Here is a 14,358-nt window from a genome sequence, read left to right on the forward strand (position 1 = left end):
CATCGCAGCAGACTCTCAGCAGACCTCTCAGGGGAGACCGCATGAACGACCGCATCCGGGACGTGTACGTCGCCGACGCCGTCCGCACCCCCATCGGCAAGTACAGCGGCGCCCTGGCCGGCGTCCGCCCCGACGACCTGGCCGCGCATGTCATCCGGTCCCTGGTGGGCCGCTCGCCCGCGCTCGACCCGGCCGGGATCGGCGAGGTGGTGCTCGGCAACGCCAACGGCGCCGGCGAGGAGAACCGCAACGTGGGCCGCATGGCCGTGCTCCTCGCGGGCCTGCCGGTGACCGTGCCCGGCTCCACGGTCAACCGGCTGTGCGCCTCCGGGCTGGAGGCCGTCGTCCAGGCGTACCGGGCGGTCGCCGTCGGGGACGCCTCGGTGGTGGTGGCGGGCGGCGTCGAGTCGATGAGCCGCGCGCCCTGGGTGATGCCCAAGGCCGAGCGTGCCTTCCCCTCCGGCCACCAGCAGCTGTACTCGACGACGCTGGGCTGGCGGATGACCAACCCGGCCATGCCCGTGGAGTGGACGGTCTCCCTCGGCGAGGGCGCCGAGCGGATCGCCGAGAAGCACGGCATCGGCCGCGCCGAGCAGGACGCCTTCGCCCTCGCCAGCCACCAAAAGGCGGCGCGGGCCTGGCGGGACGGCGCCTTCGCCGACGAGGTCGTCCCGCTGCCGGACGTCGGCCTCGCCCGCGACGAGAGCGTCCGCGACACCACCTCGACGGAGGCCCTGGCGAAGCTGAAGCCGGTGTTCCGCCCGGAGGGGGGCACGGTGACCGCGGGCAACTCCTGCCCGCTCAACGACGGTGCCGCCGCGCTGCTGATCTGCGACGAGGAGGGGCTGCGCGCGACGGGCCGCGAGCCGCTGGCCCGGATCCGGGCGTCGGCGGTCACCGGCATCGAGCCGGACCTGTACGGGCTGGGCCCGGTGGCGGCCGTGCGGCGCGCGCTCGGCCGGGCCGGCCGTACCTTCGCCGACCTGACACATTTCGAGCTGAACGAGGCGTATGCCGCACAGGCCCTGGGATGCTTCGCGGAGTGGCCGGAACTCGACCCCGCCCTCGTCAACCAGCGCGGCGGAGCCCTCGCCATCGGGCACCCGCTGGGTGCCTCCGGCGCCCGGCTCGCCGGTTCCCTCGCCCACCAGCTCGCCGCGGCGGGGTCCGGAACGGGCGTGGCGGCACTGTGCATCGGCGTGGGGCAGGGCCAGGCGCTGGTCCTCGAACGCTGAAAGCGCCGGACTCCCCGGGAGGCGACCCGCACGTGCGCACCACCGTCGGCATCGTCGGGGCCGGACCCGCCGGCCTCCTGCTCGCCCGGCTGCTGCACCGGGCCGGGGTGGACTGCGTGGTGCTGGAGGCGCGGAGCCGGGCCCGGGTGGAGGGGCGGCAGCGGGCCGGGATCCTGGAGCAGGGCGCGGTGGACGCCCTGCGGGCCTGCGGCGCGGCCGGCCGACTCGATGTGGAGGGCGTGCTCCACGAGGGGTTCGAACTGCGCTTCGGCGGCCGGGCGCACCGCTTCGACGTGGCGGGGCGGACCGGCGGCCGGGCCACGACGCTCTATCCGCAGCACGAGCTCGTCAAGGACCTGATCTCGCTTCAGCTCGCCGACGGGCCGCCGCTGCTGTTCGACGCCCCGGTGACCGCCCTGGAGGGGCTGGACGGCGACCGGCCGGTGATCCGCTGGACCCGGGACGGGACGGAGCAGGTGCTGGAGTGCGCCTACGTGGCCGGGTGCGACGGCGCGGACGGCGCCGGGCGACGGGCCCTGCTGGCCACCGGGACGGCACGGCTGCACGCGCGCGGCTACCCCTACGCCTGGCTGGGTGTCTCCGCCGCCGCCCCGCCCGCGGCCGACGAACTCCTGCTGGCCGCGCACGACCGAGGCTTCGCGCTGCACGGCATGCGCTCCCCCGCCCTCTCCCGCCTCTACCTCCAGGTGCCTGCGGGCACCGGGCCCGACGAGTGGCCGGAGGCCCGGATCCGGGACGAACTGGAGGCCCGGCTGGCCGTCGCGGACCGGCCGCTGAACCCCGGGCCGCTCTCGGACCGGTGCGTGTTCCCGCTGCGCGGCGAGGTGGTCGAACCGATGCGCCACGGGCGCCTGTTGCTGGCCGGCGACGCCGCGCACGTCGTGCCGCCCACCGCGGCCAAGGGGCTGAGCCTGGCCTTCTCCGACGTCGTCACCATGGCCCGCGGGTTCACGTACTGGCGCCGGAACGGCTCGACCGCCCTGCTCGACCGCTACTCGGACCACTGTCTGCGCCGGGTCTGGCAGGTCCAGCACTTCGCGCACGCGATGACGACGCTGCTGCACGCGGCGCCGGGCGCGGACGCCTACGAGCGCCGGCTGCGGGCCAGCCGGCTCGACCGGCTCGTGGGGCCCACGGCCGCCGCGGCGGAGTTCGCGGAGAACTACGCCGGGCTGCCGACCGAGGTGCCCTTCGTCTGACGGCCGGCAGGCAGGGGTAGGCACAGCCCATGACGGTTCCCTACGTTCCGTACTCCGGAATCCCCCGACGGCAGCCGCAGCACCCGCCCGTGCTCCTCCCCTCCGGCCCGGAGGCGGCGGAACTGACCGGCCCGGTCTTCGGACCGGCCGCGGTGGGCCCCCTGGACCACGACCTGACCCGGCAGCACGCCGGGGAGCCACGGGGCGAACGCATCACCGTCTCCGGCCGGATACTCGACCGCCGAGGCCGGCCCGTGCGCGGCCAGCTGATCGAGATATGGCAGGCCAACGCGGCGGGCAGATACGCCCACCCCGCCGACCGGAACCCCGCCCCGCCGGACCCGGACTTCACCGGGACCGGCCGCTGCCTCACCGACGACGAGGGCCGCTACCGCTTCACCACGATCCGCCCCGGCGCCTACCCGGTGGACACCTCGTGGCGCCCGGCCCACATCCACTTCTCCCTCTTCGGCACGGCCTTCGCCCAACGCCTGGTGACCCAGATGTACTTCCCCGGCGACCCGCTCCTGGCCCGCGACGGCATCCATCACGCCGTCCACGACCCCGCCGCGCGGAGGCGCCTGATCGCCGCCCACGACCCGGCACTGGGCTACCGCTGGGACGTGGTCCTGGACGGCCCGCGCGCGACGTGGACGGAGGGGACGCGATGACGACGCCGCCTACGCCGCCCCAGACGATCGGCCCGTACTTCGGCCCGGCGCTGCGCCCGCTGGGCGGCTCGGGAGCGGTGACCCTGCGCGGCCGCGTCCTGGACGGGGACGGAACGGGCGTCCCGGACGCGCTCCTCGAGTTCTGGCCGCCGTTCGTCCGCGTCGCGACGGACGACGACGGCGGTTACGCGGCGCGTGTGCCCCTGCCCCTCGCCCCTCCATACCTCGCGGTATGCGTCCACGCACGGGGCCTGCCCCGCCCCCTGTTCACCCGCGCCTACTTCGCGGACCCACCGGACGATCCGCTCCTGTCGGCCCTCCCGCCGACCCGCCGCGCGATGCTACGGGCGGCACCCGGCCCGTCGGCACACCGCTTCGACATCCGCCTGAGCGGCGACAACGAAACGGTCTTCCTGGCCTTCTGACGGGGAATCACGCCCCGGCCCCGCCCTTTCACCGTTTCTCGCGCGCTCCGCGCAGGGCAACGCGGCTGCGCCGCGTTCGTCCTCAAACGCCGGACGGCTGAAATAGCTGCGGAAACGGTGAAAGGGCGGGGCGGGGAGAAAACCCCTTACCGAGCGGACCGCTCGTGCACGAACTCCACCAGCCGCGTCAACGCATCCGGATCCGTCGCCGGCAGCACCCCGTGCCCCAGGTTGAAGACGTGACCCTCCAGCCCGGCCGCGGCCGACAGCACGGCGGCCGCCTTCTCCTCCACCGCCTCGCGCGGCGCGAAGAGGACAGCGGGATCCAGGTTCCCCTGGATCGCCTTGCCGGGTCCGACCCGCCGCGCCGCCTCGTCCAGCGGCACCCGCCAGTCCGCGCCGACGACGTCCGCGCCCGCCTCGCCCATGAGGCCGAGCAGTTCGCCCGTGCCCACGCCGAAGTGGATGCGCGGCACGCCGTACCCGGCGACCGCGTCGAAGACCTTGGCGGAGGCCGGCATCACGTGGCGCCGGTAGTCGGCGGGGGCGAGGGCGCCGACCCAGGAGTCGAAGAGCTGCACCGCGGAGACGCCCGCCTCGATCTGCACCTTCAGGAACGCGGCGGTGATGTCCGCGAGCCGGTCGAGCAGGCCGGCCCAGAGCTCCGGGTCGCCGTACATGAGCGCCTTGGTGCGCTCGTGGTTGCGCGAGGGCCCGCCCTCGATCAGATAGCTGGCCAGGGTGAAGGGCGCGCCGGCGAAGCCGATGAGCGGCGTGGCGCCGAGCTCGGCGGTGAGCAGGCGGACGGCCTCGGTCACGTACGGGACGTCGTCGCCCGACAGCGGCCGCAACCGCTCCAGGTCGGCCCGGCTGCGGATCGGGTTCTCGACGACGGGCCCGACGCCGGGCTTGATGTCGAGGTCGATGCCGATGGCCTTGAGCGGGACGACGATGTCGCTGAAGAAGATGGCGGCGTCGACGCCGTGCCGGCGGACCGGCTGCAGGGTGATCTCGGTGACGAGCTCGGGCCGCATGCAGGACTCGAGCATCGGGATGCCCTCGCGCACCTTGCGGTACTCCGGGAGCGAGCGGCCCGCCTGCCGCATGAACCAGACCGGCGTGTGCGGTACCGGTTCGCGCCGGCAGGCGCGCAGGAAGGCCGAATCGTACGCCGCGGTGCGGCCCGTCTGTTGCTGGCTGCGCTCACTCATGTCCCAAATCTTCGCACGGGCCGAACGAGTGACCCGCGCATGTGGGTGTCCCTACCCGGAACCGCGGGTCGTTCCGCCTAGTCTTCCGGGCATGGCTGCGGCGCACGGACACCACTCGGACGGTCCGGACGACGTGGGTGGGGAGGGCTCCCCGTCCGTCTTCCGGCAGGCGGTCGCCGGGTTGCAGGGGGTACTCCTGCGGCCCGAGATCGAACTCGACGCGACCCCGCCACCCCAGCGGCTCGCCCCCTTCTCGTACGCGCTGGAGGCGGCGGTCGTGGTGGACGACGAGGAGTTGGCGGACGGTCGGCTGATCCTGCTGCACGATCCGGCGGGGCACGAGGCGTGGGGCGGCACCTTCCGGCTGGTGACGCTGGTCCACGCCGACCTGGAGGAGGAGATGGCGCAGGACCCCCTGCTGCCGGAGGTCTGCTGGTCCTGGCTGACGGGGGCGCTGGAGGCGCGCCGGGTGCCGTACGCGGCGCCGAGCGGCACGGTGACGCGGGCGGGTTCGCACTACTTCGGGGGGCTGCGGGAGCGGCCGCCGTCGACCCAGATCGAGATCCGGGCGTCCTGGTCGCCGATCGAGCCGGGCGGGCCCGCGGCCGGCGGCGAGCGGACCGTGCCGGACACCGCGGCCCACCTGGCGGCCTGGTGCGACCTGCTCTGCCAGATCGCCGGACTGCCGCCGGGGGGCGCGCCGGAGGCCGGTGTCGTGACGCTGCCGCAGCGGCGGGGGCCGCAGAGCCGCTGACCGGTCCGCCGGGCCCGATGACTGATACGGACTCACACCATGGCCTGAATTGCCCGAATTGTTACTCACCAATTCGTGATCATTCCCTAAAGCCGGGCGGTTCGACTGCCGAAGGAGCTTGTGACCCTTCCCATACGGATCGCCCCGGCTTACCCAAAAGTCGGCACCCGTCCCCGCCACTCCCCCTGGAGGCCTGGTGTCCGTTCTCCTCGAGCAACCTGCGAGCCTCGCCTACCGCCCGACGAAACCGACCGCCATGGTCGTCGTCGCCGACCCCCGAGTCCGTTCCACCGTCACCCGCCACCTGTGGGCGCTGGGCGTACGGGACGTGATCGAGGCGTCGTCCATCGCCGAGGCCCGGCCCCGCATCGGCAACCCGCGCGACATCTGCGTCGCCGACGTCCACCTTCCCGACGGCTCCGGACTGACCCTGTTGTCCGAGACCCGCGCCGCCGGCTGGCCCAACGGGCTCGCCCTCTCCGCCGCCGACGACATCGGCGCCGTGCGCAACGCCCTCGCGGGCGGCGTCAAAGGCTATGTGGTCACCGGAACCCGTACCAACCTCGGTGTCCCGGGCCGCCCGGGGCTCTCGCCCATCGGCTCCGCCGCCGCGCGGATGCAGCGCCGCCCGCCCGGCGCGCCGGGCCACCCCGGCGGCTACCGCGAACTGTCCGGCCGTGAGGTCGAGGTCCTGCGGCTGGTTGCGGAGGGCCAGTCGAACAAGGCCATCGGCGTCTCGATGGGACTGTCCGCCCTCACCGTCAAGAGCCACCTCGCCCGGATCGCCCGCAAGCTCGGCACCGGTGACCGGGCCGGAATGGTCGCCGTGGCCCTGCGCACCGGCATCATCCACTGACCCGATTCCCCTCTCTCGCCCGTCGGCGGAACGTTCCGTCGGCGGGCTTCCGTCATCCCCGGATACCCTTGACCGGTGACCGACGCCCAAGACACCGCAGCAGACCATCCACTGCGAACCACCGGGGGCGGCCCCCCGGACGACGTCGTCCCGGCGCCGATCCCCCTGTTGGAGCCGCGTGAGGGCATCCCCCCGGTCGTCGCGGACGACGAGGCCCTGGCCGCCGTCGTCCGGGCCTTCGCCGCGGGCCGCGGCCCGGTGGCCGTCGACGCCGAGCGCGCCTCGGGCTACCGCTACGGCCAGCGCGCCTACCTCGTCCAGCTGCGCCGGGAGGGGGCCGGCTCGGCCCTGATCGACCCGGTCGGCTGCCCGGACCTGTCCGCGCTGGGCGCGGCCGTCGGCGACGCCGAGTGGGTGCTGCACGCCGCCACCCAGGACCTGCCGTGCCTGCGCGAGATAGGGATGACCCCGACCCGGCTCTTCGACACCGAGCTGGCCGGGCGGCTCGCCGGCTTCGCCCGCGTGGGTCTGGGCGCGATGGTGGAGAACGTCCTCGGCTACGCCCTGGAGAAGGGCCACTCCGCCGTCGACTGGTCCACCCGCCCGCTGCCCGAGCCCTGGCTGCGCTACGCCGCGCTCGACGTGGAGCTGCTCGTCGACCTGCGCGACGCGCTGGAGGAGGAGCTCGACCGGCAGGGCAAGCTGGAGTGGGCGCGGCAGGAGTTCGCGGCCATCGTCGCCGCGCCGCCCGCCCCGCCGCGCAAGGACCCCTGGCGGCGCACCTCCGGGATGCACAAGGTCCGCCGGCGGCGGCAGATGGCCGTGGTGCGCGAGCTGTGGACCGCGCGCGACCGGGTGGCGCAGCGGCGTGATGTGTCGCCGGGCAAGGTGCTGGGCGACGGCGCGATCATCGAGGCCGCGCTGAACATGCCGGCGAACGCGGGCGCCCTGGCCGCGCTGCCGGGCTTCGGGGCCCGGATGGGCCGGCGTCAGCTGGAGCAGTGGCAGGCGGCGATCGACCGGGCCCGCGCGGTGCCGGAGGCCGAACTGCCGCAGCCGGGCCAGCCGTTGACCGGGCCGCCCCCGCCGCGCGCCTGGGCCGACAAGGACCCGGTCGCCGCCGCGCGGCTGTCGGCGGCGCGCACCGCGGTGTCGGAGCTGGCCGAGCGGCTGACGATGCCCCAGGAGAACCTGATCACGCCGGACACCGTGCGCCGGCTGTGCTGGGAGCCGCCGGGGGACCCGTCGCCGGAGTCGGTCGCCGAGGTCCTGACCTCGCACGGCGCCCGGCCCTGGCAGGTCGAGCAGGTGACGCCGGTGCTGGTGACGGCGTTGTCGTCGGCCGCCTGAGGATCCTTCACGGCCCCGGTCCGCCCCTGTGGCGGGCCGGGGCCGTTCGCGTTCCGGTGTGACCTTCGACGCTCCGGCCGAGGGGGCTGTGCAGCGTGGTTACCCGCAAGTAGCATGACGGTGAGCCCCGCGCCGTGGCGTACCCGAATCCGGCATGCCGGCGCAGCGATCCGCACCTGGAGGAGAGCCAACGTGCCTCGTACCGCTAGGGACGTCGTTTTCGTCGACGGCGTCCGCACCCCGTTCGGCAAGGCGGGCCCGAAGGGCATCTACCACGAGACCCGCGCCGACGACCTGGTCGTCAAGTGCATCCGGGAGCTGCTGCGCCGCAACCCGGACCTGGACCCGGCCCGGATCGACGAGGTGGCCATCGCCGCGACGACCCAGATCGGCGACCAGGGCCTGACGCTGGGCCGTACCGCCGGCATCCTCGCGGGCCTCCCGCAGTCGGTCCCCGGCTTCTCGATCGACCGCATGTGCGCCGGTGCGATGACCGCCGTCACCAGCGTCGCCGGCGGCGTCGCCTTCGGTGCGTACGACCTCGCCGTCGCGGGCGGCGTCGAGCACATGGGCCGGCACCCGATGGGCGAGGGCGTGGACCCCAACCCGCGCTTCGTCTCGGAGAAGCTGGTCGACGAGTCCGCCCTGTTCATGGGCATGACGGCGGAGAACCTGCACGACCGCCTGCCGCACATCACCAAGCGGCGCGCCGACGAGTACGCCGTCCGCAGCCAGGAGAAGGCCGCCAAGGCCTACGCCGACGGCAGGATCCAGGCCGACCTCGTGCCGGTCTCCGTGCGCCGCACCAACCCGGAGGCCGGTGAGACCGGCTGGGGCCTGGCCACCGCCGACGAGCCGATGCGCCCGGGCACCACGCTGGCGGGCCTGGAGTCGCTCAAGACCCCGTTCCGTCCGCACGGCCGGGTGACCGCGGGCAACGCCGCCGGTCTCAACGACGGCGCGACCGCCTCGCTGATCGCCGCCGAGGACGTGGCGCGCGAGCTGGGCCTGCCGGTCAAGATGCGGCTGGTCGCCTACGCCTTCGCGGGCGTGGAGCCGGAGGTCATGGGCATCGGCCCGGTGCCGGCCACCGAGAAGGCGCTCGCCAAGGCGGGCCTGACCATCGACGACATCGGTCTGTTCGAGATCAACGAGGCCTTCGCGGTGCAGGTGCTCTCGCTCCTGGACCACTACGGCATCGCCGACGACGACCCGCGCGTCAACCAGTACGGCGGCGCGATCGCCTTCGGCCACCCGCTGGCCTCCTCCGGCGTCCGCCTGATGACGCAGCTGGCCCGGCAGTTCGAGGAGCAGCCGCACGTCCGCTACGGCATCACCAGCATGTGCGTCGGCTTCGGCATGGGCGGCACGGTCATCTGGGAGAACCCCCACTGGGAGGGCAAGTGAGCGAGCGCAGCGAGCGAACCATTGAAAGGTGCGCACCGTGCGCATGCACGGCCGAGCGGAGCGAGGTAGTCGCATGAGCACCACCGCTGAGCTTCTGAAGGGCGCGGCCGAGCTGTTCCCGGACGAGGTCGTCACCCAGGCGCACGTCCGCCACCTCGAACTCCCGCGGGGCGCGGGCACGTTCGCGCTCATCACGCTGGACAACGGCCTGGACCACACCAAGCCGACCACCTTCGGCCCGCAGTCGCTGGCCAACCTGAGCACCGCCATCGACCAGGTCGAGGCGGAGGCCAAGGACGGGAAGATCGTCGGCGTCGGCGTCACCGGCAAGCCGTTCATCTTCGCGGTCGGCGCCGACCTCAAGGGCGTCGAGCTGCTCAAGCGCCACGAGGACGCTCTCGCCATCGGCAAGGGCGGCCACGACGTCTTCAAGCGGCTGGCGGCGCTGGCCGTGCCGACCTTCGCGTACTACAACGGCGCGGCCATGGGCGGCGGCGTCGAGGTCGGTCTGCACTGCACCTACCGCACGGTGTCCAAGGCGATCCCGGCGTTCTCGCTGCCCGAGGTCTTCCTCGGCCTCGTCCCCGGCTGGGGCGGCTGCGCCCTGCTGCCGAACCTCATCGGCGCGGACCGCGCGGTCTCGGTGATCATCGAGAACTCGCTGAACCAGAACCGCCAGCTGAAGGGCAAGCAGGTCTTCGAGCTCGGCATCGCCGACGCGATCTTCGAGGGCGCCGACTTCCTGGAGCAGTCGCTGGGCTGGACCGCCTCCGTGCTCACCGGCGAGACCCAGGTCAGCCGGCCCGAGGTGGACCGTGGCGAGGCGTGGGACCAGGCCGTCGAGCGCGGCCGGTTCATCGCCGACTCCAAGGTGCACGGCGCGGCCCCGGCCGCGTACCGCGCGCTGGACATCATCTCCGCGGCGAAGAACGGCGACCTGCGCCAGGGCTTCGACGCCGAGGACCAGGCGCTCGCCGACCTCATCATGGGCGGCGAACTGCGCAGCGGCATCTACGCGTTCAACCTGGTGCAGAAGCGCGGCAAGCGGCCGGCCGGCGCCCCGGACAAGTCGCTGGCCCGCCCGGTCAACAAGGTGGGCGTCGTCGGCGCCGGCCTGATGGCCTCGCAGCTGGCGCTGCTCTTCCTGCGCCGCCTGGAGGTGCCGGTCGTGCTGACCGACATCGACCAGGAGCGCGTCGACAAGGGCGTGGCCTACGTCCACGGCGAGATCGACAAGCTGCTCGGCAAGGGCCGCATCAACCAAGACAAGGCCAACCGCCTCAAGGCCGCGGTGACGGGCTCCCTCGACAAGGCCGCCGCCTTCGGCGACGCGGACTTCGTCATCGAGGCCGTCTTCGAGGAGATGGGCGTCAAGCAGCAGGTCTTCGCCGAGGTCGAGGCGGTCGTGCCGGAGCACGCCGTCCTGGCCACCAACACCTCGTCGCTGTCGGTCTCCGAGATGGCGTCGAAGCTCAAGCACCCCGAGCGGGTCGTGGGCTTCCACTTCTTCAACCCGGTCGCGGTCCTGCCGCTGCTGGAGATCGTGCGCGGCGAGCGGACCGACGACGCGGCGCTGGCCACCGCGTTCGGCGTCGCCAAGAAGCTGAAGAAGACCGCGGTGCTGGTGAAGGACGCCCCGGCGTTCGTCGTCAACCGCATCCTCACCCGCTTCCTGGGCGAGATCCAGAACGTCATCGACGAGGGCACCCCGGTGGCCACCGCCGAGAAGGCCGTCGAGCCGCTCGGGCTGCCGATGTCGCCGCTGGTGCTGCTGGAGCTGGTGGGCCCGGCGATCGGTCTGCACGTCTCGGAGACCCTGGCCGCCGCGTTCCCCGACCGCTTCACGGTCTCGGAGAACCTGGCCGCGGTCGTCAAGGCGGGCAAGCGGGGCTTCTACGTGTACGACTCCGGGAAGCCGGAGCTCGACCCCGAGGTCGTGGCGCTGCTGAAGCAGGGCGACGTCGTCCTGACGGAGGAGCAGGTGCGCACCCGCGTCCTGGACGCGGTGGCGCGGGAGATCGGCATCATGCTGGACGAGGGCGTCGTCGCCGAGGCGCAGGACATCGACCTGTGCCTGATCACGGGGGCGGGCTGGCCGTTCCACCTGGGCGGGATCACGCCGTACCTGGACCGGGAGGGTGTCTCGGAGCGGGTGAACGGGAAGCGGTTCCTCGCGCCGGGGGTGGCGAGCGTGCCGGCGGCGTAGCCGCCTGGTTACACGGTGCTGGGCCGCGCGGGGTTGTCCTGCGCGGCCCAGCACCGTCGTGGGGGAAGTTTTTGCCCCTGCCCCGCCCTTTCACCGTTTCTTCGCGCTCCGCGCGGGGGCAACGCGGCTGCGCCGCGTTCGTCCTCAAACGCCGGACGGGCTGATTTCTAGACCCGCACCCAGCGGCCCAGTGCCAGGCCCGACTCGTCCTTCTGGCGGGTCACGCACAGGCCGCCGTCCGGGGCGAACGCCGCCAGCACCACGCGGCCATGGGCGTCCAGCGCCAACGCCGGTGCGCCCGCGCACACTTCGCCCGTCTTCGACCAGAAGACCCCCGCCGCCTCGTCCCCGGTCGGGTACGCCGCCACCGCCGGCAGGCCGGAGGCCGTCCGCTGGGCGAGGACGGTGCAGTCGTGGCCGTCGACCGTCGTGCGGACGGCGGCGACGGGGCCGTCGCCGTCGTCCTCGTACGCGCCGAGGGACACCGGGACGCCCGGTTCCGTCCCCTCGTGCGTGTGCGTGTGCAGCGCGCGCTCCGCCGCGTCGCGCCAGAAGTGCGTGACGCGCCCGGGCCCGGCCGCGAAGCACGAGCCCGTGCCCGACAGCGCCTTGGCCGGAATGTTGCGCACCCGCCGCAGCGGGCCGCCGGGCTCGTCCTGGGCCCAGCTCTGGACCGTCTCGCCGGAGAGCGCGAGCAGTTCCGCGCGTCCGTCCTCCGTCGCGGCGGCGCAGAGCGCGTCGAGGACGTTGCTGCCCTTCATGTCGAGCCACGGCCCCCAGACGCCCTTGGCGTCCTGGCGCCGCCCGCAGACGCCGCCGCCGGCGTTGCGTATGAAGACGTTCGGCCCGTGCTTGTCGACGACGGCGGCCGGGGCGCCGATCTGCGCCGCGCGGTCGCGGTCCTGGCCGTAGGGGGTGCCGATCGACCGCCAGGGCGTCAGCGCGCGGCCGGGCTGGAACTGGGTCGCGTAGACCACGTCCGTCTCCGTGCGGCCGTCGTCCGTCACGCGGGTGCGGACGCCGAACAGGTAGACGTAGCCGCGCTCCGTCCGGCACAGCGACAGGTGCGGCTCCAGGCCCGGCACGACGAGGTGTTCGGGCCCGGTCCACTCCGGCCCGCCGGGCCGGGTCTCGGTCCACCGCAGCAGTCCGTTCGCGGCCGGCGCGTAGGCCGTCAGGCGGCCGTCCTGTCCCCGCAGCAGCCATCCGGTGGTGGGGGTGGCCGTCCGTGCCATGACTCGCCGCCAGCCTCTCGTTGCCCCAATTCCGCGTGGTGCGGAGCCGCTTCACCTGCGTTTTCCGACCCCCGACAATAACATTCGGCGGGACGCGGAATTCCGGCCCGAAATCACCGTGCGAAATCGCGCATATCCCCCGGCGCGCCGCCGCGCTACGCCTTCTCCGCCTCCGCCGACACCCGGCTGTGCCGCCGCCCGTAGACGAAGTAGACGAGGACGCCCAGCACCATCCAGGCGGCGAACCTCAGCCACGTCTCGGCCGGCAGATTGAGCATCAGCCACAGCGACGCCAGCACCGACAGCAGCGGCACGTACGGTACGAACGGGGTGCGGAAGGCCCGCGGCAGGTCCGGCCGGGCGCGGCGCAGCAGGACGACGCCCAGCGCGACGACGACGAACGCGAACAGCGTCCCGATGTTGACCAGTTCGGCCAGCACGTCGATGGAGGTGAAGCCCGCGACGACGGCGACGACGACCCCCAGCAGCACGGTGGAGCGGTAGGGCGTGCCGAAGCGGGGGTGGACGGTGGAGAAGACCCGCGGCAGCAGGCCGTCGCGGCTCATGGCGAAGAACACCCGGCTCTGTCCGAGCAGCAGGATCATGCACACGGAGGTCAGGCCGACCGCCGCGCCGAAGCTGATGAGCCCGGCCCAGAAGGGGTGGCCCCGGTCCTTGAAGGCGTCCGCGAGGGGCGCGTCCACGGACAGCTTGCTGTACTTCTGCATGCCGGTGACGACGACGGACACGGCCACGTACAGCGCGGTGCAGATGGCGAGCGAGCCGAGGATGCCGCGCGGCACGTCGCGCTGGGGGTTGTGGGTCTCCTCCGCGGCGGTGGCGACGATGTCGAAGCCGATGAACGCGAAGAAGACGACGGCGGCGGCCGAGAAGATGCCCATGACGCCGAAGTGGGAGGGCGTGAAGCCGAACATCAGCTGGACCAGCGGCGCGGCCAGCCCGCTGCCGCCCTTACTGCCCTGCGCGGGCGGGATGAACGGCTCGTAGTTGGCGCCGCTGATGAGGAAGGCACCGGCGATGATCACGATGAGCACGACGGTGACCTTCACCCCGACGACGACCGAGGTCACCCGGGAGGACAGCTTCATGCCGGCGACCAGGATCACGGTCAGCGCCAGGACCAGGACGCAGGCCAGGATGTCGAAGCCGAAGTGGCCGCCGTGCGGCCCGGAGAGGGCCTGCGGCAGGTGCCAGCCGGCGGTGTCCAGCAACGAGCGGATGTAGCCGGACCAGCCGACGGCGACGACGGCGCAGCCCAGGGCGAGTTCGAGGATCAGGTCCCAGCCGATGATCCAGGCGGGCAGTTCGCCGAGCGAGGCGTACGAGAAGGTGTACGCGGACCCGGCCACCGGCACCGTCGAGGCGAACTCCGCGTAGCACAGCGCCGCGAGCCCGCACACGATGCCGGCCAGGACGAACGCGAGGGCCACCGAGGGGCCGGCGCTCTCCTTGGCGACCTTCCCGGTGAGGACGAAGATGCCGGTGCCGATGACGACGCCGACGCCGAAGACGGTCAGGTCGAGGGCGGAGAGCGACTTCTTGAGGACGTGCTCCGGCTCTTCGGTGTCCCGGATGGACTGCTCCACCGTCTTCGTCCGGAACATACCGCTCCTGCCGCGGTCGTTCCGGGTCGGTTGCTCCGTGCTCATCGGCCCACCTCCACCGGCTCGGCTTGCGAGTGTCCGCGATGATGCGGGCCCGGGCCGGGGAGCACAGCCTCCCTGCTGCGTGGTTCACCCGATGGAGGGCAGGCTCCGCTATGCGCGA

At 73.2% G+C, this 14,358-nt stretch carries 12 protein-coding genes; 9 read left to right on the forward strand and 3 right to left on the reverse strand.

All coding sequences use genetic code 11. From position 1 onward, the window contains the following. Nucleotides 1-41 precede the first annotated feature (41 nt). From I5Q34_RS30105 to I5Q34_RS30120, 4 genes are read left to right on the forward strand one after another with little or no spacing between them, the layout of a single operon-like run. A complete protein-coding gene (locus I5Q34_RS30105) occupies nucleotides 42-1,235 on the forward strand; it encodes a thiolase family protein (protein ID WP_199895609.1) in 1,194 nt (397 codons plus the stop codon). Between the two features lie 32 nt (nucleotides 1,236-1,267). Further along, complete coding sequence (locus tag I5Q34_RS30110) at nucleotides 1,268-2,455, forward strand: 4-hydroxybenzoate 3-monooxygenase (RefSeq protein WP_199895610.1); 1,188 nt, start codon at nucleotides 1,268-1,270, stop codon at nucleotides 2,453-2,455. Between the two features lie 29 nt (nucleotides 2,456-2,484). Continuing rightward, nucleotides 2,485-3,126, forward strand: coding sequence for a protocatechuate 3,4-dioxygenase subunit beta (locus I5Q34_RS30115; RefSeq protein ID WP_199895611.1), 642 nt, complete (start codon nucleotides 2,485-2,487; stop codon nucleotides 3,124-3,126). Continuing rightward, nucleotides 3,123-3,551 carry a protocatechuate 3,4-dioxygenase subunit alpha gene (locus tag I5Q34_RS30120; RefSeq protein WP_199895612.1) on the forward strand — a complete coding sequence of 143 codons (429 nt, stop codon included), beginning with the start codon at nucleotides 3,123-3,125 and terminating at the stop codon, nucleotides 3,549-3,551. The genes I5Q34_RS30115 and I5Q34_RS30120 overlap by 4 nt, the downstream gene beginning before the upstream one ends. Nucleotides 3,552-3,697: 146 nt before the next feature. On the opposite strand, the gene hemE is transcribed toward I5Q34_RS30120, so the two are convergent. After that, nucleotides 3,698-4,762 carry a uroporphyrinogen decarboxylase gene (gene hemE, locus I5Q34_RS30125; protein ID WP_199895613.1) on the reverse strand — a complete coding sequence of 355 codons (1,065 nt, stop codon included), beginning with the start codon at nucleotides 4,760-4,762 and terminating at the stop codon, nucleotides 3,698-3,700. 91 nt (nucleotides 4,763-4,853) lie between these two features. Between hemE and I5Q34_RS30130 the strand changes: the two genes are divergently transcribed. From I5Q34_RS30130 to I5Q34_RS30150, 5 genes are all read left to right on the forward strand, one after another. Next, nucleotides 4,854-5,516 carry a DUF3000 domain-containing protein gene (locus I5Q34_RS30130; RefSeq protein WP_199895614.1) on the forward strand — a complete coding sequence of 221 codons (663 nt, stop codon included), beginning with the start codon at nucleotides 4,854-4,856 and terminating at the stop codon, nucleotides 5,514-5,516. Between the two features lie 196 nt (nucleotides 5,517-5,712). Continuing rightward, nucleotides 5,713-6,372, forward strand: a complete 660-nt coding sequence (locus tag I5Q34_RS30135) for a response regulator transcription factor (protein ID WP_199895615.1) — start codon at nucleotides 5,713-5,715, stop codon at nucleotides 6,370-6,372. Between the two features lie 75 nt (nucleotides 6,373-6,447). Beyond that, on the forward strand, nucleotides 6,448-7,722 hold the full coding sequence (locus I5Q34_RS30140) for a ribonuclease D (protein WP_199895616.1): 1,275 nt from the start codon (nucleotides 6,448-6,450) through the stop codon (nucleotides 7,720-7,722). Nucleotides 7,723-7,914: 192 nt separating this feature from the next. After that, on the forward strand, nucleotides 7,915-9,129 hold the full coding sequence (locus tag I5Q34_RS30145) for an acetyl-CoA C-acyltransferase (protein WP_199895617.1): 1,215 nt from the start codon (nucleotides 7,915-7,917) through the stop codon (nucleotides 9,127-9,129). A 73-nt stretch (nucleotides 9,130-9,202) separates the two neighbouring features. Next, nucleotides 9,203-11,335 (forward strand): 3-hydroxyacyl-CoA dehydrogenase NAD-binding domain-containing protein, encoded by a 2,133-nt coding sequence (locus tag I5Q34_RS30150; RefSeq protein ID WP_199895618.1) that lies wholly within the window; start codon nucleotides 9,203-9,205, stop codon nucleotides 11,333-11,335. Between the two features lie 167 nt (nucleotides 11,336-11,502). Here I5Q34_RS30150 and I5Q34_RS30155 read toward each other — a convergent pair whose 3' ends face one another. Together I5Q34_RS30155 and I5Q34_RS30160 are read right to left on the reverse strand one after the other, a co-directional pair. Beyond that, nucleotides 11,503-12,570 carry a hypothetical protein gene (locus I5Q34_RS30155; protein ID WP_199895619.1) on the reverse strand — a complete coding sequence of 356 codons (1,068 nt, stop codon included), beginning with the start codon at nucleotides 12,568-12,570 and terminating at the stop codon, nucleotides 11,503-11,505. Between the two features lie 155 nt (nucleotides 12,571-12,725). Next, complete coding sequence (locus tag I5Q34_RS30160; protein WP_199895620.1) at nucleotides 12,726-14,240, reverse strand: amino acid permease; 1,515 nt, start codon at nucleotides 14,238-14,240, stop codon at nucleotides 12,726-12,728. Between the last annotated feature and the right edge of the window lie 118 nt (nucleotides 14,241-14,358).

The sequence above is a fragment of the Streptomyces sp. AV19 genome (genome assembly GCF_015999245.1).
Classification (GTDB): domain Bacteria; phylum Actinomycetota; class Actinomycetes; order Streptomycetales; family Streptomycetaceae; genus Streptomyces.